Origin of the sequence: Bacillus sp. AFS088145 (assembly GCF_002564465.1) — a bacterium.
In the GTDB taxonomy this organism is placed as follows: domain Bacteria; phylum Bacillota; class Bacilli; order Bacillales; family Bacillaceae_G; genus Gottfriedia.
Genome location: NZ_NUUX01000040.1, coordinates 30,880 through 56,328, shown reverse-complemented (window position 1 = coordinate 56,328; position 25,449 = coordinate 30,880). Strand labels below are relative to the sequence as shown.

Annotated in this window: 15 protein-coding genes and 1 pseudogene; 1 reads left to right on the top strand and 15 read right to left on the bottom strand. The window is 35.4% G+C overall.

The window, feature by feature from the left end:
- Window positions 1-139: 139 nt before the first annotated feature.
- The 8 genes and pseudogenes from COI44_RS20455 to COI44_RS24740 form a co-directional block, all read right to left on the bottom strand.
- Entirely contained in the window at window positions 140-859 is a 720-nt protein-coding gene (locus tag COI44_RS20455) for a GntR family transcriptional regulator (RefSeq protein ID WP_098429584.1), read from the bottom strand.
- Window positions 860-959: 100 nt separating this feature from the next.
- Window positions 960-2,225, bottom strand: coding sequence for a Gfo/Idh/MocA family protein (locus tag COI44_RS20450; protein ID WP_098429583.1), 1,266 nt, complete (start codon window positions 2,223-2,225; stop codon window positions 960-962).
- A 27-nt stretch (window positions 2,226-2,252) separates the two neighbouring features.
- Window positions 2,253-3,011: a carbohydrate ABC transporter permease gene (locus COI44_RS20445; RefSeq protein ID WP_098429598.1), complete on the bottom strand. Its 759-nt coding sequence runs from the start codon at window positions 3,009-3,011 to the stop codon at window positions 2,253-2,255.
- Between the two features lie 89 nt (window positions 3,012-3,100).
- The gene (locus COI44_RS20440; RefSeq protein ID WP_179887210.1) at window positions 3,101-4,039 is read right to left on the bottom strand and encodes a carbohydrate ABC transporter permease; all 939 of its coding nucleotides are present in this window, start codon (window positions 4,037-4,039) and stop codon (window positions 3,101-3,103) included.
- An 84-nt stretch (window positions 4,040-4,123) separates the two neighbouring features.
- Window positions 4,124-5,374, bottom strand: a complete 1,251-nt coding sequence (locus COI44_RS20435; RefSeq protein WP_098429581.1) for an ABC transporter substrate-binding protein — start codon at window positions 5,372-5,374, stop codon at window positions 4,124-4,126.
- Between the two features lie 410 nt (window positions 5,375-5,784).
- Window positions 5,785-7,284 carry a malate:quinone oxidoreductase gene (locus tag COI44_RS20430; protein ID WP_098429580.1) on the bottom strand — a complete coding sequence of 500 codons (1,500 nt, stop codon included), beginning with the start codon at window positions 7,282-7,284 and terminating at the stop codon, window positions 5,785-5,787.
- 602 nt (window positions 7,285-7,886) lie between these two features.
- Window positions 7,887-15,932: a S8 family serine peptidase gene (locus COI44_RS20425; RefSeq protein ID WP_098429579.1), complete on the bottom strand. Its 8,046-nt coding sequence runs from the start codon at window positions 15,930-15,932 to the stop codon at window positions 7,887-7,889.
- A gap of 443 nt (window positions 15,933-16,375) precedes the next feature.
- Window positions 16,376-17,274, bottom strand: a pseudogene (locus tag COI44_RS24740) (WD40/YVTN/BNR-like repeat-containing protein); the annotation flags it as partial.
- Window positions 17,275-17,382: 108 nt separating this feature from the next.
- Here COI44_RS24740 and COI44_RS20415 point away from each other — a divergent pair.
- Window positions 17,383-18,870, top strand: coding sequence for a DNA/RNA non-specific endonuclease (locus COI44_RS20415; RefSeq protein ID WP_179887206.1), 1,488 nt, complete (start codon window positions 17,383-17,385; stop codon window positions 18,868-18,870).
- Between the two features lie 118 nt (window positions 18,871-18,988).
- Here the strand turns inward: COI44_RS20415 and rlmH are convergent, their stop codons facing one another.
- The 7 genes from rlmH to yycF form a co-directional block, all read right to left on the bottom strand.
- Window positions 18,989-19,468: a 23S rRNA (pseudouridine(1915)-N(3))-methyltransferase RlmH gene (rlmH, locus tag COI44_RS20410; protein WP_098429576.1), complete on the bottom strand. Its 480-nt coding sequence runs from the start codon at window positions 19,466-19,468 to the stop codon at window positions 18,989-18,991.
- Between the two features lie 59 nt (window positions 19,469-19,527).
- Window positions 19,528-19,719, bottom strand: coding sequence for a CxxH/CxxC protein (locus COI44_RS20405; RefSeq protein WP_483295496.1), 192 nt, complete (start codon window positions 19,717-19,719; stop codon window positions 19,528-19,530).
- Between the two features lie 206 nt (window positions 19,720-19,925).
- Complete coding sequence (locus COI44_RS20400; protein ID WP_098233308.1) at window positions 19,926-20,720, bottom strand: MBL fold metallo-hydrolase; 795 nt, start codon at window positions 20,718-20,720, stop codon at window positions 19,926-19,928.
- A gap of 2 nt (window positions 20,721-20,722) precedes the next feature.
- On the bottom strand, window positions 20,723-21,520 hold the full coding sequence (locus COI44_RS20395) for a two-component system regulatory protein YycI (protein ID WP_098429575.1): 798 nt from the start codon (window positions 21,518-21,520) through the stop codon (window positions 20,723-20,725).
- Window positions 21,507-22,862, bottom strand: a complete 1,356-nt coding sequence (locus COI44_RS20390) for a YycH family regulatory protein (protein ID WP_098429574.1) — start codon at window positions 22,860-22,862, stop codon at window positions 21,507-21,509. The genes COI44_RS20395 and COI44_RS20390 overlap by 14 nt, the downstream gene beginning before the upstream one ends.
- A complete protein-coding gene (gene walK, locus COI44_RS20385; protein ID WP_098429573.1) occupies window positions 22,859-24,694 on the bottom strand; it encodes a cell wall metabolism sensor histidine kinase WalK in 1,836 nt (611 codons plus the stop codon). The genes COI44_RS20390 and walK overlap by 4 nt, the downstream gene beginning before the upstream one ends.
- Window positions 24,694-25,398: a response regulator YycF gene (gene yycF / locus COI44_RS20380; protein WP_088012660.1), complete on the bottom strand. Its 705-nt coding sequence runs from the start codon at window positions 25,396-25,398 to the stop codon at window positions 24,694-24,696. Before yycF ends, walK begins: the two co-directional genes overlap by 1 nt.
- Window positions 25,399-25,449 lie beyond the last annotated feature (51 nt).

The following is a 25,449-nucleotide window of genomic DNA, read 5'->3' as shown; positions in this document are numbered from 1 at the left end:
TATTTCAACTGTTAATGTCATCATTACCAGTTAGAATAAATAGATACTTCTGTACCTATTTTTAGTGTGTAGAAAAAACCCTTAAAAGCTGGTTTTCAGACTGATTGCAAGCGAGTATTTGTGACTTAGTTTGAAGTGTCTATTTCAACTCTACTGTATAAGTAAATTTATCCCCTCTTGCAATAGAAATTGTATACTCAATTACTTTACTTTGATCATAAGTAACTCGTTTAAGCATTAGACATGGTGCACCTTCGATTATGTTTAGCATTTCTGACTCCACTTTATTTGCACTAACAGCCATAAAGCTTTCTAAAGCGCTAGAAATATTCACATTATATTGAGTTCTGAAGATTTCATACATCGGCGTATGTTGCAATTCTTCACTCGAAAGATTTTTAAAATCCTTTACGGGTACATATGAGGTTTCGTATAACATCGGTTCTTGATCTGCAAGTCTTAATCGAACAATCTTAAATATCTCTTCTTCTACCGATAGATCCATGACCTTTGCTACTTTACTGTCACAATTGATTTTTTCAAAAGAAACGACCGTTGTCGTTGGGATTTTCCCTGCCTTTTTCATTTCTTCTGTAAAACTATAAAATTTTACAAGACTTTGGTTATACGTTCTTGGAGAAACATATGTCCCCTTACCATGAACTTTATATATATAGCCTTGTTTTTCTAGCTCTTGCATCGTCTGCCTTACCGTTGTACGGCTAACTTGATACGTGTCACATAATTCTCGTTCAGATGGTAGCTGATCGTTTTCAGCAAGTTCGCCTGATTCGATTTTTTCTAATAAAATATCCATTAATTGATAATAAAGAGGAAGTCGGGAATCCTTTTCTACCATGATTAGCTCCTTTAGTGGTATCTTTGTCATAACCAGTTAAATATACATCTATTATACATAATATTGAAAAAGATACCACATTATGTCGCAACAGAATTTTCTACAAAACTCTCTCTTCTGTCATTCTTAAATTTTTCTCATAGTCATCTAGTGAAACCATTGTTCCTGAAACTCTTGACTCTTCTGCAGCATAAGCGATCATATGACTTTTAGCTGATACGATAGCTGATGTTAAGCTACCTTTGTCCTTCTTAGTAACGCGTTGAATGAAATCAGCCATAATACTTGTATCGGCTCCCATATGACCACCATCTACTGTTGATGGATTAATTAATTCCTTCTTACCTGAAAAATAATTAACTTCAATTTCATTTTTAGCATCATTTCCAACTATTTCACCTTTTGTTCCCATAATTTTAAAGTTACGGAATGTTTCATTTGTAAATGCCGTCATAGTAAATGCAACTGTTACGTCATTTTCAAATAATAAATTAACTACTTGATGGTCCACAACATCATTGTCACAGTGATATACGCAACGACCATATGGTCCCTCTTGAATTGCCTTTAGTCTACTATCAAGACTTGAACTTGCTGAAATAACATTTGCTGGCCAAACATCACGGTCATGTAAATACCATTTTGCTGCTGAATAAGGACATTCCTTTTCTACCTTACAACCATCCAAACAGCGATGTGTTGAACCTTCTGGTGCGTTTTCTTTTTTAAAGTAAGTTAAACTTCCATATGAAGATACACTCTTGCACTCTGTACCAATCAGCCACGCAAGCATATCCATATCGTGGCAGCTTTTTTGTAAGAGCATTGAACTAGATTCAGACGAATTCCGCCAGTTGCCACGTACAAAACTATGAGCTTGGTGAAAGTAACCTACATTCTCGTTCCACTGGATTGATATGATGTCGCCGATTACTTTTCGATCAACAACTTCTTTTAATGCTTGATAAAATGGCGCATATCTCATAACATGACAAACTGTTAATAATGTATTATGCTTTTCTGCCGCTTCAGCTATTTCTAACGTCTCAATTGGTTCTGGTGACATCGGTTTTTCTAATAAAATACTGTATCCTTTTTCAATAGCCTTCATAACGGGCTTATAATGATTCCGGTCTGGACTACAAATTAATAACGCCTCACATAGCTGTTCTTTTTCTAATAGCTCAGTCCAGTCTGCAAATCTCATATTCTCAGGGATATTGTGAGCTTCCGCAAACTTTTCTCTTTTTTCTTTATTTGGCTCAGCTACTGCAATGAATTGAATTTCATGTGGATACTGTAAAGCGTATGAACCGTATGCGTAAAATCCTCTACTTCCCGCTCCTATTAAAGCTGCTTTCATAATTAGTTTCCTCCAAGCTTTGTAAGATTTTTATTTACTTCCCGTAACTGCAATTCCTTCAATAAATTGTTTTTGTAAAATCATAAATAAAATAAGCATTGGCAAAATGGCTAAAAATGATCCTGCCATTAAAACTGGATAGTTGGTTAAATATTGTCCTTGTAATGATGACAAACCGACAGACAACGTCATTGATTCTGGTGAGCTGTTAACAATCATTGGCCACATTAATTCATTCCAGCTCCATAGCGTTGTAAATATACCTAAAGCAACTAAACCTGGCTTTGCTAAAGGAAGCATGATTTTCCAATAAATTTGGAAATGATTACAGCCATCTAATCTAGCAGCTTCTTCTAACTCCTTTGGTAACCCCATAAAAAATTGTCTTAAAAGGAATGTACCAAATGCGCTAAATAAACCTGGAACGACTACCGCTTGTAAAGTGTTTAACCAGCCTAATTTCACCATGATCATATATTGTGGCAATAAAAAGACTTGCCCAGGTACCATTAAAACCGATAATGCAATTAAAAAAAGAATATTTCTTCCTGGAAATTCAATTCTTGCAAAAGCGTAAGCAGCTAAAGAACATAATAATAATTGTCCAATTGTGCGAATCACTGTAATGATTAGCGTATTAAACATGAATTTAAAGAATGGTAATAAATCAAAAACATCTTTATAATTCACCCACTGGAAATGCTTTGGAACAATAACAGGAGGAACTTGAATCGACTCAGCATAAGTTTTTAATGAAGTTAGTAACATCCATATAAAAGGGAAGACCATCGCCAAGGCGCCGACAATTAGGATTAAATGAATTAAGATTGTTTTACTGTTGAACTGGTATCTTGCTTTTTCCAATGGCTACTCCTCCTTCAATCATAATGAACCCATTTCTTTTGTAAAACCATTTGAATCGCTGTAATGATTAAAATAATGACTAATAGTAAAACCGCAATTGCAGCAGCATAACCTTTATCATTTAACACGAATGCATGCTGATAAAATAAGTACACAATTGATTGGGTATTTTCGAGTGCTGTACTGCTTTTCCCAATCATCATAAAAATTAAATCAAACACTTGGAATGCTCCAATAAAGGACATGATTGTTACGAAGAATATAACCGGGGAAAGTAACGGTAGTGTTATTTTAAAGAAGACCTTGACTGGCCCTGCACCATCTATCTCCGCTGCTTCGTAATATGATCTTGGAATCCCTTGTAGTCCTGAAAGAAAAATAACCATGTTGTAACCAAGTCCACTCCAAATTGCTACTACAATAATTGAATACAGTGCAATTTTTGGATCACTTACCCATTGTGGACCTTTTATTCCAAAGATGGATAAAAGATAATTTAGGAGCCCATAATCAGAATTATATAACCATCTCCAAACCATAGCGATTGCTGCCGGCATGGTAATAACAGGTAAAAAATACAAGGTTCGATAAACAGATTTGCCCTTAATTTTTTGGTTTAAGAGAACTGCTATAAGAATCGATAAAAAAATACCAATCGGAACTGTAAAAACGATATAAATGCCGGTGTTTTTAAACGACTGTAATAGGTTAGAATCTTCTAGCATTCGTCTATAATTGTCTAATCCTGTCCATTCATATTGTCCAAAAGCTCCCCATTCTGTAAAACTGAAGTAAATCGTTTGAATGATTGGCCACAAATAGAAAATCGTTAAACCAATCATTGTTGGTGCAATCATACAATACGCCCAAAAATAATCTGATCGTTTTCTTGTCTTTGATAAGCTTGGTATTTTTAATTTACTTTTTGATTTCACTTCAACTTGTAGAGGCATTTCTTTCACTGTATTCACTCCTTTTAAGGGAAATAAAGAGAAGAAGTAATTTTAGGCTTTAGAAAGCTTCTTCTCTTCATTTTTTTAGTTCTTAGCTAGTGCCTCGTCTGCCTTTTTCGTTAATTCTTTTGCAGCATCTTCAACACTTTCTTCATTACTCCATGCCTTTTTCAAGATATCTGTTTCATACTGCCATATTTCGCCTGTATTTTTCACACTTGGTAATGGAACTGAATAGTCCACTCCATCAATAAAGGCTTGAAGATTTAAATTTGGAACAGCTTTTAACCAAGCATCTTGTGTACCATTATAAGCAGGGATTACAGTACCAGTTTTCGCATATACTTCTGCTGCTTCTTTTGAACCTAGGAATTGAACAAACTTCCAAGCAGCATCTTTATGTTTTGTATTTGCCGCAATAACGTTTGCTAATCCATGTATGGAAACTGCACGCTGTTTTCCTTTAGGTACGACAGCTACATTTAAATCTGGATTTTTCTTATATTCCGGAACCATCCAAGGTCCATCAAACATCATTGCAATTTTTCCAGAAGAGAATAACTCTGATGGTGCTGTTTCCGTCATTTGAGCTTGTGTAGGAGACAGACCCTCTTTTATAAAACTAATGTTATATTTAAGTGCTTCAATTGCCTCAGGTTGATCAAATCCGACTGACTTTCCATCATCGGAAATAATATGTCCACCATTTTGCCAAATGAAGTCATAGTATCCGCCTTGGTTACCCATTAAAGCTGCAAAACCATAAACTCCTTTATCTTTATTTGTCAGCTTCTTGGCTACTTCTTTTAACTTATTCCAATCCCAAGTATTATCTGGGTAAGGTATACCTGCTTCATCAAAAATCTTTTTATTATACCAAAGTCCAGTTGTATCAAAGTCTTTTGGAATACCATAAAGCTTTCCATCTACTGTATAAAGATCGACCAATGACTTAGGATAATTGTCTAGGCTATAGTTGTCCTTTGATGCTAAGTCACTAAGTGGGACAATTACTTTACCTTCCGCATATTGGACTATATGTGGACCATTCATCCATAAAACGTCCGGTAACGCTCCTCCAGTTGCAGCTGTTTCTAACTTTTGGAAATACTGTGCATATGGAGTAAGCTCTGTTTTCACTTTAATATTAGGGTTCTTTTCATTAAATAATTTTATAATTTCATCAACTGCGGGAACTTGCTTCTTATCCCAAAAACCGTAAGTAATTTCAACCTTTCCATCTTTTGCATCCCCCGATGTGTCACTGCTGCCACACCCAGCTAATCCTAGTAAGCCTAAAGCCAAGGTTAGTAGCAAAACAAGCCACTTTTTCATCCCATTCCCCTTCTTTCTCTTAAAAGTTTAATAGCCTTTTAACCCAGTAGTTGCTCTAAGTAACATGTTTCGGAATATTGTGCTCCATGAACATGTTGTCATGATGTTATTACCAGTTAATTTGAAAAGGCTTACAAAAAATGTTTAATTTCCTAATATATAAATTTCATCACCCCTATTTCACTTTCAAAAAACCATTTAGTAATGATGTCATTACCAGTTGTATGTAGTATATCACCTCTTTTTTAAATCATGAACACTTTTTTTCAATTTTTCAAAAAATTTAAATCGACATGATTCATCATGATCTTCGTTATTTAGTCATAATCTCCTATTTCCTATCAAATCAAAAAGAACCTTCAATCCAATTTCAATTGAAGGTTCTTTAAATTAATGTTAATTGAAAAAAATTAACTATAAGCTAGCTCTTTTTCGTTTAATCCAAGCGTATTTGAAGTTGAAGCTTGAATTTCTTCTAAAAGCTCTGTATGTTCTTCTAGAGATAAACCAAATGAAGGGATCATCTCTCTAATTTTAGGAGCCCACTCCATCATATGCCCGGGGAAGCATTTCTCTAAAACTTCAAGCATTACGTGAACAGCTGTCGAAGCACCTGGAGATGCTCCAAGTAATGCCGCAATCGATCCATCAGCTGCACTAACTACTTCCGTACCGAATTGAAGCGTTCCTTTTCCAGCTGGCGTGTCTTTAATAACTTGTACACGTTGACCAGCAACTACGATATCCCAATCTTCACTCTTAGCATTTGGAATAAATTCACGTAATTCTTCCATACGCTTTTCATTGGATAATAAGACTTGTTGGATTAAATATTTAGTTAACGACATCTCTTTTACGCCTGCTGCTAACATAGTCATAACGTTATTTGGTTTTACAGAACTAATTAGATCCATATTTGAACCTGTTTTTAAGAACTTTGGTGAAAAGCCTGCAAACGGTCCAAATAATAACGACTTTTGGTTATCGATATATCTTGTATCAAGATGCGGAACAGACATTGGTGGTGCACCGACTTTAGCTTTTCCATATACTTTCGCATGGTGCTGCTTGGCAATCTCTGGATTTTTACAAACTAAGAATAGTCCACTTACAGGGAACCCACCAATATGTTTTGACTCTGGGATACCAGTTTTTTGCAGTAATGGCAGACTAGCTCCCCCACTACCGATAAACACGAATTTTGCAATGTGGGAATCGATGTTACCAGTGCTCATATTATATACTTTTACTTCCCACCCGCCATCACTAGTGCGTTTAATGTCTTCAACACTATGTCTATAGTTTATCTCTACATTTTTACTCTCTAAGTGCTCAAACATCATACGCGTTAAAGCGCCAAAGTTTACGTCCGTTCCTGAGTCTATTTTTGTTGCCGCTATTGGTTCATTAGATGTGCGTCCTTCCATGATTAGCGGGATCCATTCTTTCAACTTTTGAGCGTCTTCTGAGTATTCCATCCCTTTGAATAGAGGATTTTTAGAAAGCGCTTCAAATCGTTTGTTCAAAAATTCCACGTTTTCTTTACCTTGCACTAAACTCATATGAGGAATTGGCTTGATAAAGTCTTGTGGATTACCAATCAAGTTGTTGTTTACAAGATATGACCAAAATTGTCTTGAAAGTTGAAACTGTTCATTAATTTTTATTGCTTTGCTAATATCAATTGATCCATCAGCTTTTTCTGATGTATAGTTAAGCTCACATAATGCAGCATGTCCCGTACCTGCATTATTCCACTCATTAGAGCTTTCTTCTCCTGCTTTTTCTAATTTCTCAAATACTTTAATTTCCATTTCCGGTGCTAATTCTTTTAGTAATGATCCCAAAGTAGCACTCATGACTCCGGCACCAATTAAGATAATGTCTGTTCTAGTTTGTCTGTTGCTCATAATAACCTTCCTTTTCCCCTTTTTTTGCAAAAAAGTAGGTTTTCCTGCTTAGGTGTCACAAAAAGCAAGGCACCACCTAGGAACACACCTTTTCTGTCTCAATTATATCTTATTAATAGTATAACACATTTAAACTACATTTTAATAATAGTATATCACTATTTAATTATATCCAATTAATAGTATATTTCTATTATTAACTGCCTTAAAAAATTTTTTTCTTTATCTGATAATTATAAACTATTTAAACAATGTACAAAAGTTAAAAATCTATCATTAAGGTCCTTATTTTAGAAAAATAAAATTCTAGCTCGCTTTTATTTAGTGAACCCTACCTTTATATAGTAAGCTCTTATTTTAACTTTGTCTCGTGAACAATATAAAATATCTGAAGGAAAGATTTGCTTATTATTTTAAAATTATTTAATTGAAGCAAATTTTAGTTTAAATTTACCCCGACTTAAATGATTTATACACAAAAAAGAGACTGTCGAGAAGGTCCCGACAGCCTAGTGCGACTCAAAATGAGCCCTTTAATTCCTCATTTGAAAAAATATATTTTCTACTATATAACGTCACTTATTTTTTCTTAAATGTTCCTATTACTTTCCACTGCTTCCTTTATGTTTGAACGTTACACTAATTGTATGATTCTTTGTTATATTCGTAAACGTGTACGTATTATTTGTTAACTTTGTTTCTACTCCGTCTACTTTAAACGATTCAACCTCATAACTACCCTTATCAGGTGTAATTTTGAATGTTTGATTTGCTCCTTCATCTACTGAAAGTACACCACTCGGACTAATCGTTCCATTGCCTTCAGCTGATGCTACGATTGTGTAAACGATTTTCTTGAACGTTACGTTAATCGTGTGGTCTTTTGTTACGTTTGTAAATACGTAAGAGTTGTTTGTAAGATTTGCATTCACACCATCAACAGTAAATGTAGCAACCTCATAGCCTTTATTCGGTGTAATCGTAAACGTTTGATTTTTTCCATGGTTTACAGATACATTGCCGCTCGGACTAATCGTACCGTTGCTTCCAGCTGCTGCTGAGATTGTGTGTACGATTTGTTTAAACGTTACATTAATCGTATGATCTTTTGTTACATTCGTAAACGTGTACGTATTGTTTGTTAATTGTGCATCCACACCGTCTACTTTAAACGTTGCAACCTCAAAACCATCATAAGGTGTGATTGTAAACATTTGGCTTGTTCCGTAATTCGCAGTAATTCTGCCATTCGGACTAATCGTTCCGTTAGTTCCAGCTGTTGCCGTAATGATATGAACGATTTGTTTAAATGTCACATCAATTGAATGATTCTTCGTTACGTTTGTAAATGTGTACTCTCCGTTTGTTACTGTTACTTCTTGTCCGTCGACCTTAACGCTTCCAATCTCAAAACCGGTATTCGGTGTGATTTTGTACGTTTGATTAGATCCATGTTTCAACGAAATTACTCCGTCCGGATCAATGTTACCATTGCTGTCCGATGTCGCCGTAATCATATGTGACAAATCATCACTTATGATTACTGTAATAGCAGTGTCAATATAACCAGGTGCTGTAACAGTAAACTCATAGTTACCTAGATCTTTGAATAATGATCTATCAGTAAATATAATGTCTTTAGCAGTAAGTGTATACTTGCTTGGATCAACTACTTTACCATTTAATGAAACAACTGGATTCGCTGTAATCCACGCTGAATCCTGATCGTGAGTAACAGTAATCGGTGTATCTTCTTGAATATATGCAATTTTTGAAGCAAACACTGGCGGGTTGTTCTTAACTACTTGAGTTACTGTTGTATCTGGATAACAATACGCTTTGAATTTAACATCAACATTTCCTGTTGCTGGGAATGCAGTGCCTGGCAACGTAATTGTAATTTTGCTTTCATCTGAAGAGATTGTCGCATCCGATTTAACAGATACGCCTCCTACTGTAATATCACCTGTAACTGCTTTTGTAGCATTTGCCCATCTCATGTTTTCATCATTTTTAGGTACAGTCATAATCACTTGTTTACCTACACCATTTGGCGTCAAAACAGGCGTTGGTGCTGTTCTTTGATTAAATGGTTGCGCAATTGTAATTGGTGTAAAGTATGGTGATATGAACTTAACTGTTTTGTTACCTGCTGCTGTATTCGATTGTGTTGCATTTCCATCAATTGATACAAATCCTGTACCATTTGATACAGATGTTGTTACATAAGGTTTTACTGATGTAGTTGATGATAATTGAATTGTAACATCACCATTATCTGTCGTTTGATCTGATGTTGCTGCAAGTAAAATCGAGCTTCTCCACAGTGGATTATCCGAACCGTTAATTGAATAAGTTAGTTTATCACCAAACTGCGGTGTTCCTGCCGGTGCAGAAAGTGTAATAGCAGGTGCAGTTTGAGGTGTAACGGTAGTATTTAAGTTAACGTCAGCATAACCCGGAGCTGTAACGATTAAACTCTTTGAAACAGCTGCTCCACCATTCGTTCTCACCAAATCAAATGGAATAGTCAGTGTTCCCGCAGCTTCGTCAATAATCACTCTTGTTTTTATTGATGGTGAAGATGAAGTACCAAACTTAATATCCCCTCCAGATTTCACTGCAGATATCCAATCCGAAGCAGTTATACCTGGATTAAACGTCATTGCTAAGTCCTTCCCAGCATAAATAGTACCTGTTGGACTAGTAAGTGTTACTCCTTGTTTATAGAAAGCTTGATTAACTGTCACTGTTTGATAATTTGTTGCAATAACACTAATTGCTATGCTTCCTGGTGCTGTAATTAGTGATTTATCAATCTTGATTGGTGTTCCAGGAGCTCCTACTGTAATATTATTCGTTTCAAAATCTGCTCTATTAATTGTAATGCCACCAACTTGAATAGCTGTAATCGCATCTCTCCAAGCTTGTGTATCATTAGTAGTTCCAACTCCAATCGAAATTGGATTTGAATTGCTATCATTAAAGTATCGATTTGGTTCAGCTGTCATTGTTGGTGCAGAGAACGCATTAATTCTTTGTGAGAATGAATAAGTAGCGAAATTATCAGCTGCAATCTCAATCTTCCAATCATTAAATCCTCCTGTTCCACTCGGAATCGATGGTGTTGAGAAAACTCCAGCTGGGATTGTAAAGTTAAAGATTGTTGCATTTGCTGGTGTCACTTGATTAAATAGTCCAGCAAGTTCATCCCCTTTGAAGACTTTTGCAACATTACCCTTCGGATCAGTCAAAGTGATTGAAGTAATATTAGGCTGCCAAATATCACGATAATGTACAGCTGTTGAACCAGTCGTGTCTGGGCGACTAAACGTTAGTGCTTTACCAATTGTATTAACATTATTTGGTGCAGTTAGTGTAAAACTATTACCAACACCATCTTGCATTTTAAATTTCATAAATCGATCCATATAGCCTGGAGCTTTGAACACGATCGTGTGAACACCAGATTTTGCGAATAATGTAGGATCAAATTCATATTGGCCTTTGTTAGAAACAACCTTGTCAATAATTGAATTCGTTGATACACCATTATAGATATTCGTAGATGACTTACGATCAATACCATCAATTAAGATTTGCCCTCCAGGCCCATCCACCGCATTTCTCCAAGCCGTATCATCAATTTGTGCAATTGTAGTAGCTCCATTTGCGTCTGGTGTTTTATAACTAATAGAGAACAATTGGAATGGATTTACTTTACCGTAATTAACAAAAGCATTGCTGTCACTTGTTTTAATATATGGTACAGGTTTAATAACGGTGTTAAATGCAGTTAGATCCGAACCACTTGGTATTGTATTAAATCCTGTTAAAGTAATATTCTTACTTGTAGTCGTTGCAATTTTTCCAGCTAATGTTTCTGCATTCGGAGCAGTTGTATTATATTTACCGATATTTTTGATGATATATTCAAAATCAGAATAATCAATTGAGCCATCAAAGTTAAAGTCAGCTGCCCTTGTATAAGTTGATGGTGTTGTAACATAAGCATTGTATGCAGTACATTCTGCCTCAATGTCTTTCATATCAATTACATCATCACCATTTATGTCACCCGCAAGCATAACTGTACCATTAACAGAATAAGTTCCTCCTGCTGAATAGCCAAATTGTCCTGAGCTTGTCATTGTTAAATTTCCATAGTAAGTGAAGTGTCCTGGTATTTTCATTGTAACATTGTATGGCTTAGTACCTGCTGGCATAGGAAGACTTGTTGTAAATAAGCCCGATTGAACGATTCCCTGATTTAAACTAGAAGCAGCGCCAGTTGGATCTTGTGCAACTGGTATTGATTTAGAAACACCACCTGTATTAGGATCTTCAAATTTTATCTCGATACCTGATCCATCAGCTGTTATCGGGGTAGTTCTTCCATATACACTCGATGTCGTATAATTTTGGAAGCCTTCTGGTTTAACAGTACCGCTAATAAATGCTCCGCCCCTAACATAAACGAATTTATCTTGGAAAGTAGGGACACGATCAGTTCCGTTCTTGCCATCTTTATACGTTGTAATTTCCGGTACAAGAGCAGACCATTGAGGGTACATTGTATCTAGTCCGGCATCGTTCGTTACTTTATGTTTTAAATCAATAAGAGGCATTTCCTGTGCAACTCCACCACTCATAGTATCCTCTGTATTCAATACACCTTGCGCTTGAACAGCTTGAGGAAGATTGAAACTGAAGATATAATCACCATTTATATCGTAATCTTGATGGATCCAACTTTTCTCAGTAGTAATTCCTTTAGATGCTAAAAATGCTTTATATTGATCACTAAAGTCAACATCTGTTAATTCTGCATAGTCAAGTTTGTCTACCCAGAATTTACCACCAACGAGATTTTTAGGATATTTGACTGATAGCGTTGATTTAAAGTTATCACCATTCGAAACTAATGTTTTGTCAGCAAGGAAAACTGGGTCAACTCCATTTAATGTTGTCGATCCTGGTGAATCCAGACGTGAGTATCTATTAACTACATATTCATTTCCTTTTTTTACAAAGTAATAATATTTTGCTGTAGTATCCATATTACCTGCGAAGGAGTAATCTTCTGAATAAAATCTGAACATAACCCCATAATTTTCCTTCATATTGTCGGCACTCGTATTTACAAGGTCCTCTTTAGATATTCCAAACTTAAATGTTCCGTCATCATTAGGTTTTAAGAAGTAATTGACATAAGGAGCAGAATTTGAATCTCCAAGCATACCATCGATTTGACCTAATGATTGGCTAACTTTCGTATCAGTGTCATAATTTGGTGGTGCAGGAACTGCTGTTTCTTTACCAACGTTCTTCATATAATCAACGTTTGAGTCGTAAGTTTTTCCTGAGAACCATTTCAGTGCGCCGTCTGTTGTAGGGCCATCAGCATCAATTTCATAAATGCCTGGTTCACTGCCTTTATCCATTTGTAATGTTGGAGGTGTATTATCAACATAAACAGTACTGTTTTGTTCATAAAGCTTACCTGTAGAAGCATCTAATGCTCTAAGTTGTATATTGTATCCACCTTCATCAACTGTCTTTTGTGTTTGCATTGGTTGTGTAAGTTTTACAGCTAGGTTAGGGTCATCCTTGGAAATAGGTGCACTATAAGGATAGTAAAATCCGTTCGTCAAAAAAGGTACATACGTTAAATTACCTTGACTAAGACTAGCTGGGTTAATAGTGGTAATATAACCAATATAATTTTTGCTGGCTAAATCCATCACATAAATTCTAATTCCATAGGAAGGGTCAACTTGACTTTTTATTCTAAGTTCTGCCCATGATGTTGGGATTACTGCATACGTATTAGGATTAAAGTTTTTCTTTCCAGAAAGCGTTATTGCTTTTCTCTGAACCCTGAAATCAACACCTCTATTTTGAACATTAATTGCAAGAGGAATGCGGTACGTTTCATTCGCACGATCCGGGTTAACAAAGTTTATATATGCCTCATAATATCCACTTGCAGTTGAATCAGGAGCAATGAATTTTACTGTAAGATGAACCGTTTTGCCTGCAGGAACAGTGACTGATTTTAATTCCGTTGTAGGCGAAACTACATCACTTATACTAATTTTCGCTCCCTCTGCCTCACCGTCTTTTCCATCTGTTAAGAAAGCATCCTTGAAGAAAGCGCTCGATGAGTCGAAAGTTTTGGCAGCAGTACCATTATTGGTAATGTATAAATCACCAGTTTTTGAAACGGAACCATCTTCTGAACGTGCTGTATAGCCAAACGAAAAAGAAGCTGTAGTGTTTGCAATGGTAACTATATTTGAACTAGATGAATCATCAGTTGATGTACGTGACTGAACAAAGTCCTTTACTTTAAATTGCATATCTGAATGTACGGCTTGATATGGGTCTGTCTTACCAGAACCGATTTGGAATACGCTTTGTTGTTTGTCAATAGGGTCAGCAGTTTGCATCAACGCTGCCTTAACATCTTCAGGCTTGTAGTTAGGATGTGCTGACAAGATCAATGCTGCCATACCAGCAACATGAGGCGTAGCCATTGATGTACCTGACATTGTTTGATAATCATATGAATAATCACCTTTATTATCTGGCTCCCAAATATCATAAGGAGCTGTTGAGAAAATGTCGACACCTGGCGCAACAACGTCGGGTTTAATTGCTAACGAACCTGTAACAGGACCAGTAGAACTAAAGCTAGCAAGTGAATTCCCTGGCATTTCAAAATTACCAGCATTGGAAATAGAGATTTTCTTAATCATACCGTCTTTAAAAGCATTATAGAATTTTGTTCCATCATTCATGCCTATTTGCAAAGTGTAAACAGAACCACCTGCTGATCCAAAATAAAATGGGTAATAGCCTTGGTCATCAAATAATAGGTCTGGGATATCTGATGGGTTCCATAAAATCATTGCTTTAGCATGTTCATTCGCTGCATACATCATTAGCAAATTAATGGAGGCTGCACCGCGTTTTACAAGTACAACTTTATCTTTAACGCTTATATTTTTGTTACGAAGATTATCATACCAAGCAGGTGTACCGTATCCAGCATCTACAAGGTCGTACTGAGTTGATCCGCTAAGCTTTGTATTTGATTCTGAAAAATCTTTCCCAATTAAGCGAGTATTTGTAATAGCAAATGACTCTGTCTCTGACGTTCCATAAGAATGTATGTCAAAAGTTGGAACTTGTTTTGGTGCAGCAATCGCTCCTACCGTTATTGCTTTTGCAGCTGCAGCCGGTGTTCCCAATGTACCAGCGCCTGGACCAGCGTTACCAGCAGCTACAACAGCCGTAACACCAAGGTCAGTAATATTGTTGATTGCTACTGAATTCGGAGATAACGAATCATTATATTCTGCACCTAGTGATAGGTTAATTACTTGACAACCATCTTTATACGATTGTTCAATTCCTCCGATAACAGCTTCATCCGTACCACCATGAGGACCTAAAACTCGGTAAGCATATAATTGCACTTCTGGCGCTACACCTCTAAGTGCATACGGAGAACTATTTCTTGATTGACCTGCAATTGTACCTGCTACATGTGTCCCATGAGAAGTAATATAATTATGATAATCTGTCGGGAAGTTTGGATCTTGTTGGTTTGGTGGAAGAGCGTCATTTGCATTCTTTGCAGCAAGCCAGTCAGAATAAACAGTTTCCATCGGATCGTTATCATTGTCTACAAAATCTTTACCACCTTGATACTCACCCGCAAGATCTGGGTGGTGATAGTCAAGACCTGTATCAATAACGCCAACTTTTACGCCTTTTCCTGTAATATTTTCATTTTGAAGGTCGTGGATTTTCATCCAATCGAGAACAGCTGTTTCACCAGATTGTGGGCCTTCTGGGCCTGGAGTTGTGACAGTACCAGACTTAGGTTCGACTGAATTTCCTGATATAGTAGGGCTACTAGTAGTACCATTAGTTGCTTGTGTGGTACTACGTTCCGAGCGTGTATTAGGCAGTAAATTTGGACTTGATTTTTGAGAGGAAACCTTACCGTCACCTGTAACACTATCAGGAACATCAATATTTTGTGAAGCCGGTATTGGAGCATATTTAACATTTTGATAAACACTCTTAACGTATGGTAAAGCCAATAGATCATTGAGTGCTTGTTTTGGTATTTTTACAGCTAATCCGTTAAATACCTGTGTATATTCTCTTCCTATTTTAATTGGGCTAGTCTCACCAGCACTTTTTAATGATTTAGATATACCACTAACAAAAGACTTAAAATTGCTATGAGTTTCATTAACATTTTGCTGAGCACTTTCAAGTGTAATCGCTGTTGAACTTTCCTTATTAACGGCAATTTTGCCAGATGATTCATTTTTTTGTTGATTTAGCATTTGAATTGGAGCTGGATCTACATCAAATTGGACAATTAAGTCTAATTGATCCGATGAATCTAGAAGTTTTGGATTAAACTTAAGTTTCTCCAAGTATAAATTCTGTAATTGTTGCGTTTGAGTCAAGTCAAGTTTGCTATTACTGTCAGATTGGACAGCTTTACTATCATTTGCAGTTGTTCCACCTGTCATGGCAAACGCCTGAACTGTGTATCCTAGCAGTGTGGAAGTTGCAAGAAACGTTGACATGACCATCTTTTTCATTTTACGATGACTCATACCTTTCTCATTTCCCTTCTTTACTTTAATAGATAGAGCAAAAGCTCTATTCCCCCCTAACCATTTCTCCTCCTTTGATGACTGAATTTTAATAGTTTTTAAAATTTTATGACAAATTAATTGCCATTCTTCATTATAAGTGGGGTATTATAGACAGTAAATTGGGGAAATTTAGCATAAAGTGCAGAAAGAACTTTGTCAGATTTTGTTAAAAATTTGGAGTAATCTTCCTGTTGTTATTGTTTTATATAAGTATTTTATATGAATGGATTTGGGGGAATTTGTGAATTGTCAATCTACAAATTTTATAGATTTACATTTTTTGGATTAAATTAGTAATCCTTTTCAGCTTTTTCCCTTGTGATTCTATCTCTACTCGCAAGTTAAGAACATAAAAAAGATCTCTCAATTTTTTGAGAGATCTTTCTACATTCTAATTCAATCTATTTTTTTATTTCCTGGACAAATTTCCAAGTTTGCCCTTTATTCTTTGATTGATAAAGTTCGCTACTATTCCCGTTATAATCCCCATCTGAACCTTGACCAACCAACATACTTAAAACTCCGCCCATCATAAATGGCATACTTGGTGTGTCAAAAGGTTTTATAGTCTGTTCATTATTTAACTTTACTTCGTGAGTTGTATAGTTTATTTTTTTGAAAGTTTTGCCCCATCGTCTGTGCGGTATAATGCTCCTTCATTACCGGAAGGATTTACTGCTCCTAAAAATCCGAGTTTGTCATCCAAAAAGACAATTCCCGAAGCACCTCCAACTGTTCCGCTGTATGGGTCATTATTAATAATAGTCCATGTATTTCCACCATCAGTCGTTTTGCTTAATGAATAAAATGTGCTTCCTAGTGCTTTATCCGCAACATTTAGTTTATAACCAATTACTTTAGATAGAAAAAACTGTTCTTTTGTATTAGTTTGCTCGTTTTTCTTATCTTCTGAAGTAGCTTGGTTTGGGGTAGTAGATGGTTTGCTCCATTTTGGATTACCTATTAAGTTATATCTAGCAGGTGTAATTTCTTTATCCACTCCAGGGACAAATAAGGATACTGTATAGCCAATTATTTCAGTACTAGCTGTTTCCGGACTATATTCTTTTCCATCCTTATCGATATTAATGATTCCATTTGTATTGTAGCTCCAATTTCTTTTACCGTAATAGATCAATCCATACTGACTTTCATTCCATTTGCTAACTGCTTTTTTAATTGGAATCACATTAGTAGTTTCAATTAAAGGGTCTAACAGTTTGTCGTCATTATAATTAGGCGCGGCATACCCGTGTAAATATACGGTAATATTTTATGACTTGTTTTTATCATAAGTTATTTTATTTCCCCCCAAGCATACACGATGAATGGATCAAGTTCTTATTTTTGGGTTGTTTCAATTACTCTGTCAATGTTTTTTCAAAACTTAGTAGGAGGTTTTTATTTTATGTTAGAAAGTCGAATGGTACAAAACACAATATTTTCTGAAAAAAATAAGAAAAATTTAAAAAGAAAGACAGCCTACCTCGTTTGTTCTAGTTTAGTTTTTTTTAGTAGTGCTTTAGGAAACTTATTTACGAAACCCGCACAGGCTGCTATTGGAACTCATGTTGTTATCAGCGAAGTTTACGGTGGAGGAGGTAATAGTGGTACTTCCTACAAAAATGATTATATTGAACTTTATAATCCTACAGATTCAAGTGTTAGTCTTTCTGGGTGGTCTATCCAATATGCTTCTTCAACTGGTATATTCAGTAGCATTACAAATTTGACAGGTAGTATTGGGTCACATCAGTATTATTTAATTAAAGAAGCAAGTGGTGGTGGCGGAACTGTTGATCTACCAGCTGCAGATGTTACAGGTACAATAAATTTAAGTGCAAGCAGCGGAAAAGTTGCACTAGCAAAAGTTACTACAGCGGTATCAGGTTCGACAAATTCTAATGTGGTAGATTTTGTTGGTTTCGGCTCTGCAAATGATTCTGAAACTACACCAGTAGGTACTCTTTCTGCTACGACAAGTATAGAACGTAAGGACAACAATGGTGGAACTGCCCAAGGCCAAGGGAATGGTTGGGACACGAATAATAATGCTAATGACTTTGTGATTACGAGCAGTCTAGTTCCTCAAAATTCGTCTTCTACGGCGGAACCTTCAACAAATACAAAAACGGGCACTGATAATGATCATATCGGATTGGGAAATCCAAGTGATGCTACAAATAATATATCTAATTCTAATAATTATTTGATGGTTAAACCTCAGTACGATTTATCTTACAACAATAGCAAACACGAGCCTAACTGGGTTAGTTGGCACGTAGGTTCATCTGACCTTGGAAGTGTGGCTCGTCAGGATGACTTCCGTGCCGATACTACATTGCCATCAGGGTGGTATCAAGTTACTGCTAGTGAATTTTCAGGAAGCGGATTTGACCGAGGTCACATGTGCCCATCTGCTGACCGTACATCTACTGTTGCTAATAATTCAGCAACTTTTCTAATGAGCAATATGATTCCTCAAGCTCCAAATAACAACGAAATTACTTGGGCTAATTTAGAGGAGTATAGTCGTTCACTTGTATCAGCTGGAAACGAATTATATGTAATATCTGGAGGCTATGGATCCGGGGGCGCTGGGTCTAATGGATATAAGACTACTGTTGGGAATGGCGTTGTCGTACCAGCAAAAACCTGGAAAGTGGTCGTTGTATTACCTAATGGGAATAATGATTTAAGTCGAGTTACAGCTTCTACGAGGGTAATAGCTGTAGTGCTACCGAATGATCAAACAACTTCTAGTCACCCTTGGAGCTACTATAGAGTAAGTGTAGATTCAATTGAGTCTATGACTGGTTATGACTTCCTATCCTCGGTGCCGGCTAACGTTCAAAGTGCCGTAGAAGCTAGCGTTGACAATGGTCCTACAAATTAAGTCTAGATAAGATAATAGTTTCTTCACTTATGATGGAAAATTAGACTAAATACATAGAAAAGGGAATGTGATCCAAAAAACTCTTGGTAGCACATTCCCTTTTCTATTTTAAAATAAACTATTTATGATATGGCTCATTCCTATTAATTCTAAATGAGCGATAGATTTGCTCGACTAAAACCAATTTCATTAATTGATGTGGAAAAGTCATTTTTGAAAATGACAATGTATCATCCGCTCTTTTCATCACCGCATCACTTAGACCTAATGACCCACCAATTACAAATGCTACTTTGCTGTTTCCATATGTGGCAAGTTGATCTATTTTTTTAGCTAGTGATTCAGACGTATGTTCCTTCCCCTTAATTGCTAATGCAATTACATAAGCGTCTTCTGCTATTTTACTTAAAATTCTTTCGCCTTCTTTTTCCTTTACGATTAGCATGTCTGCATCGCTTAAATTCTCTGGTGCCTTTTCATCTGGGACTTCGATTATATCCATTTTTGCATAACTAGATAATCGTTTTATGTATTCATCGATCCCCATCTTTAAATACTTCTCTTTTAACTTTCCAACACTGACAATTGAGATATTCACACTATATCCTCACTTTACAAACAAGTTATACACAAAAGTTATCCACATACCCACAATTTCTATCCACATTTAGTGGGGGAATCTATGTTCGATACAATATATATGGCATCATTTTGACAATATTCACAGGTTGTGGATATATTATGCGTTTTTTCGACTTTATTCAACAGGGGGGGTTCACTATACTTATCCACAAAATCGTCAAGAGCCCATTCTATATGCTCATCACAGCTTAAAATTATTTTTTCCACTTATACACAGCTCCTTTTTTTAGCACATAAAGAAAACTCGTCGATTGACGAGCCTTTTAGGCGAAGTCAGAGGCGTAGTTGCACTTATACTTAATTCCTAAAATTGGCGACTACGTCGAGTACTACTACCTGCTGCCCAATTTATAATTTTTTAACGTAAAAAAAAGAGGAGAAAGTAAACTCTCCCCTTAAGTATACGCTTTGTTTTATACATACACTATATCTGTTGGTTTTTGAGGGTCCGTATCATGAATTTCAAATTGCATCCCAACTTCAAATCCTTTTCCCTCTAATGTTTGTGTAACAGACATTCTGGCAAGCTCTTTCATATTATTATCTTGGCTTAAATGGGCAAGATAAATACGTTTTGTTTTATCTCCAATTACATCTGACATAGCTAGTGCAGCATCCTCATTTGATACGTGACCAACATCGCTTAAAATACGGCGTTTAATACTCCATGGATATCTTCCCATGCGTAGCATTTCGACGTCATGGTTACTTTCAAAAATGTACATATCAGCGTTAGAAATGATCCCCTTCATTCGGTCACTTACATAGCCTGTATCGGTAATTGTAACAAATTTTTTCTCATTATGATGAAATACGTAAAACATTGGTTCAGCTGCATCATGTGATACACCAAATGATTCAACTTCAATATCCCCAAACTGAATCGTCGTTTCCATGTTAAAAATGAACTTTTGCTCTGTTGGAATTTCTCCGATTAAATGGTTCATTGCTTTCCATGTTTTTTCATTCGCGTAAATTGGGATTTGATATCTTCTGGCTAGAACACCAAGTCCTTTAATATGATCACTATGCTCATGCGTGACTAGAATGCCGGAAACTTCTTTTATATCCCTGTTGATTTCTTTAAATAAAGACTCCATCGCTTTACCACTTAGTCCTGTATCAACTAAAAGCTTAGTTTTCTCCGTCCCAACGTATAACGCATTTCCGGTACTTCCACTTGCAAGTACACTAAAATGCAGACTCATCGCTATTCACTCCATTGTTCTTTATCGATCTTAATTATTTGTCCCTCAATAGCATTAACAAAGTAATCCTGCTGTTCATTGACAATTATATGCCACGCTGGTGCTATGAATTTAACTCCATTCGATAACGGGATTACTGTATAATAGCCAAAATCAACTTTTGTAATTCGATCACTCGGTTTTAATTCATCTTTCACAAATAAATTTTCAATGGCTTTAATTGCCGGTAAAGCTTCTTGCACATTCTTTTTATCGATCATTTCTTTTAAGTTTTCTAAATATCTTTGGCGATACCCGTAAATCTCATTTTTATCGTTATACTTTATTTCAACTACTGAGCTTTCGATATTATAAATTAGGCGATCTTTATAGGTTTGACAGAAGTATATCGTTTTTGACGTTGGATCTATTTGACAATAACGATAGTTACCACCGTTCCAAACATACTCCTTCACAAAATTTTCTAAGAAGAGTATTTTATTTGTCTCTGCAATTGGAACTGGTTTTTTCAATTGACTTTGTAATACATCTTTGTAGATTTGTATATTCTGTCCTTTTCTATCAGCAATAGTTTTCTTCGAGAAATCCTTACTATTACCCGATATATAAGATTCCTTTAAAGAATTTTTAGGTAATGTCACATATGTGATATCATTTTCCTTTAATTGCTCCTCAATACTCGATTCTGCCATCGTATCAAATTGATCGCTACTTCGCTTTTGATAATATTGAATCGCTAAAAATAAATCTAGTACTAAGAAAGTTAAAATAAATATTGTTTTGATCCTACTCCAATCCAACAATATTCACCCCAGTTCTACTTAGCAAATCTTGATCAATCTTCTTATATGTGTCATCGTAATTTATAATCCAAACAGGTTTTAATTGGATTGCTCTATTATAGTACGGCTGATTGATTGTTGATTTATCTTCATCAAATATAGTCTCGTACCCTAAGCTAATATCCTTAATAAGGGATTTATTAATAGATTTATTATTAGATATGATCTCCATAATTTGAGGACCAGCCATTAATTCCATTTCACTTTCCTTCTTGTCCACCTGGATTCTAGTAAATTTATACAATGGACGTTTAAAGGTTTCTATATCATCTACTCCCCAGCCCGTCGTAATTGTTGAATTATTATACACAGGTAAATTATTTACAAAAAGTCTAAATGAAACTTCATTATTTTCAGGTTTAACACCAGATAATATATATCCATCAGTCCAGCCACCATGAGCATTAATAAAATCAACACTTCTTTGGACTAATAAATTAGGACTTTGGTTATTATTGTTTTCAGGTGTTGTCGGGTTAACAAATGCAATCGAACGGTTTAATGGTGAAACTGACATTAATCTAGTACCGTCTGTGAATGTATCTCCTGAATCAGTACTTTCTCTTCGGACATTTGATGGATCACTAAATATTGCATCTTTTAATTTATCAACATCTATATCCGATGTAAGAAACTCCATCGTTGTTAATTTGATTGGTTTTTTAGGTAAATAAATTATTTTACCTGAATCTAACTTGTATCTTAAGCTTTCAGTAAAGTTTTCGTAATTGTCTCTTATCTTTTCAACTGAAGCAATAATTGAAGAGTTATCAAAGGTTGCTCCATAGAGAATATTTTGTGCTTCATTTGAAAAATAGATCCTTGCTGAAGTATCCTGTTTAGTAGATAAATTGATGATTATTCTGTCGAATAAAACATTTTGTAATCGTTTTGCATCTAGATTAAGAACTTTACCTAATGTTTCTACAGGCACTACAGTTGGAAAAATAATTTCTAATTTATTTTTTCCTTTTGTTATTGATTGGTAGGCAACTTCAGACGTTTTATTTGTCAGGTTTTCAAAATTTGTGATTTCGGATTTCTGCAATGATCTATAAATTGGTGATATATTACTCTGTTTAGTTGTTTCATAATTTTTATTTGATTCATGAACAACTAATAAATTCGGAATTACTATGTCCTTAAAGTCTCTTTTTGCACCAATCGAAACTTTTTGGACATAGTCTTGATTTTGAAGTACATCGTATGTTGGTTGATATGACCATAAGCTATATGAAAGAACCAAGCTTACTATAACAAGAGTAGTTAATATAACTGATTTTATATGTTCTCTTCTCATTCCCACTCATCCTCTTGGTCATCAGCCACTGGAAGTGTGAAATAGACTGTTGTACCTTTTCCTTCTTCACTTTTAGCCCATATATGACCATCGTGCGCGTAAATCATTTCTTTTGCCAAAGCAAGCCCTAGGCCAGTTCCCCCAACTTGTCTCGATCTAGCTTTATCTACCCGATAGAAACGATCAAATATCTTTGATAGATTTTCTTTTGGAATTCCCATACCTTCGTCAGTAATACTAACTAATATTTGATCTCTAGATTCCTTAATACGATAAGTTACAGTCCCACCTTCTGGTGAATACTTTAATGCATTTGAAATAATATTATCTAACACTTGTGTAATTTTATCTTCATCTATAAATACAAATCTTGTCTTACTTATAAACTCCCGTTTGAACGATACTTCTTGAGACTTACTCATTTCATGTCGATCAATTATACGATTAAATAATTCTGTAAAGTTAACCCAATCTTTCATTAAACGATATTCTGTACTATCTAACTTAGATAATTGTAATAAGTCATTTACTAATCGAATCATTCGTTCTGTTTCATCTTGAGTTACTTGTAAAAACTTAGGTGCAATTTCTTTATTCTCCCAAGCTCCATCTGACAATGCTTCTAAATAACTTCTCATCGTTGTTAACGGTGTTCTTAATTCATGCGAAACATTTGAAACAAAATCTCTACGTTCTTGCTCTATTTTTTCCTGCTCAGTTACATCATAGAGTACGGCGATCAGACCATTAACTTTACCAGACTCTTTTTGTATAGTTGAAAAGCTAGCTCGTATAATCATTGGTCTCTTATTATCACTATAATCTAACATAATTGAATCTGGCTCATCGTATAAATCATCTAAAGTATTAATCTTTTCGATTCCCAATACCTCTAGGATTGATTTATTTAATACTGTTTCACGTGAAACATTAAGCATCGTTTCAGCTGGATCGTTTAAAAGAATAATTTTCCCTCTACGGTCAGTTGCAATAACCCCATCTGACATATGCTCTAGTACTGATTGAAGCTTTCTTCTTTCTCCATCCGTTGAAGCTCTGGCTTGCTGTAAATTACGTGATAGATTATTAAATGATATCGTTAATTCACCAATCTCATCTTCACTATAGGCCTTTAATTTGCGAGAGAAGTTTCCTTTCGCCATTTCTTGGGCCTGTCTTCTTATTTCGGAGATTGGCTTCGTAATTGCTTTAGCCAATAGTATCCCTAAAATGGATGTAATCGCGACTGCTATAAGTGTACCAGTTGAAAAAATACGGTTAATTAATTCCATTCTTTCATAAGTGCTTTCCATTGAAGCACTCGTGTAAATGGCAGAAACTATTTCGTCACCTTCCATTACTGGGATAACAATAGTTTTCATTCGATGTCCATTTTTAGGATCAATTAATACTTTCTCAGTTCTAGTACCTACTAAAAGTGCTCTTTTAACTAAAATATCAGTAGTCCTTTTACCAACAATAGACCGATTACTAGAATCCGAAGTAGCAATGACTTCACTATTTTGGTTAATAACTCTTACATCTGATATTCCAATATTCTTTCCAAAGTCAGAAACTATTTTTTGAATATTAGCTTTTACCTCTGGATCGTCCAGAGTTTTCTTTTTTTCATACTCAATTTTTATATTATAAGCTAGTAGCTTAGCGCGTTCGTTTATCGCAACTGTAAAACTATTTACGAGTTGCTTTTCAAGCTCTCTTGAAAAATAAACGCTAATAATTTGCATAGCTACCAAGATGAGTAAAATATAAACAAGTACAAATTTAAATACAATTGATTTAAACAAACCAACTTTATTATAAGCTGCCATTAATCTTGCTCCGGATCACGCAGGTAATATCCTACTCCTCTTCTTGTTACAATGAAAAGCGGATAACTTGGATTGTCCTCAATTTTTTCACGAAGTCTTCGAATTGTTACATCGACAGTTCGTACATCACCAAAGTAATCATAACCCCAAACAGTTTGAAGTAAATGTTCTCTCGTCATAACTTGTCCGATATGCTTTGCTAAGTAATATAGTAATTCAAATTCGCGGTGAGTTAATTCGATCTTCTCGCCACGTTTTGTTACGATATAAGCATTTGGATTAATAACAAGGGAGCCAATAATAACTTCAACTGACTCTTCTTTTTCAGATGTAGTTCCTGTTTGGTGTCTACGTAAATTTGCTTTTACTCTGGCAAGCAACTCACGTGTACTAAATGGTTTTGTTACGTAGTCATCTGCTCCCATTTCTAAACCTAGTACTTTATCTAATTCAGAATCTTTTGCTGTAATCATAATGATCGGCATTTCATGGTTCTTTCTTATTTCTCTACAAACTTCTAAACCATCTCTAATTGGTAACATAATATCTAATAAAACTAGATCAGGAAGAAACTCATCTACTTTTTGTAATGCTTCCTCTCCATCATACGCGCAAACAATTTCAAAACCTTCTTTTTCTAAATTAAACTTCAATATATCAGCAATTGGTTTTTCATCATCGACTATTAATATTTTTTTATTCATTCCCCGCACTCCTTTTCTAGTCAGTTTTTGCTACCGTCAATTCTATACATA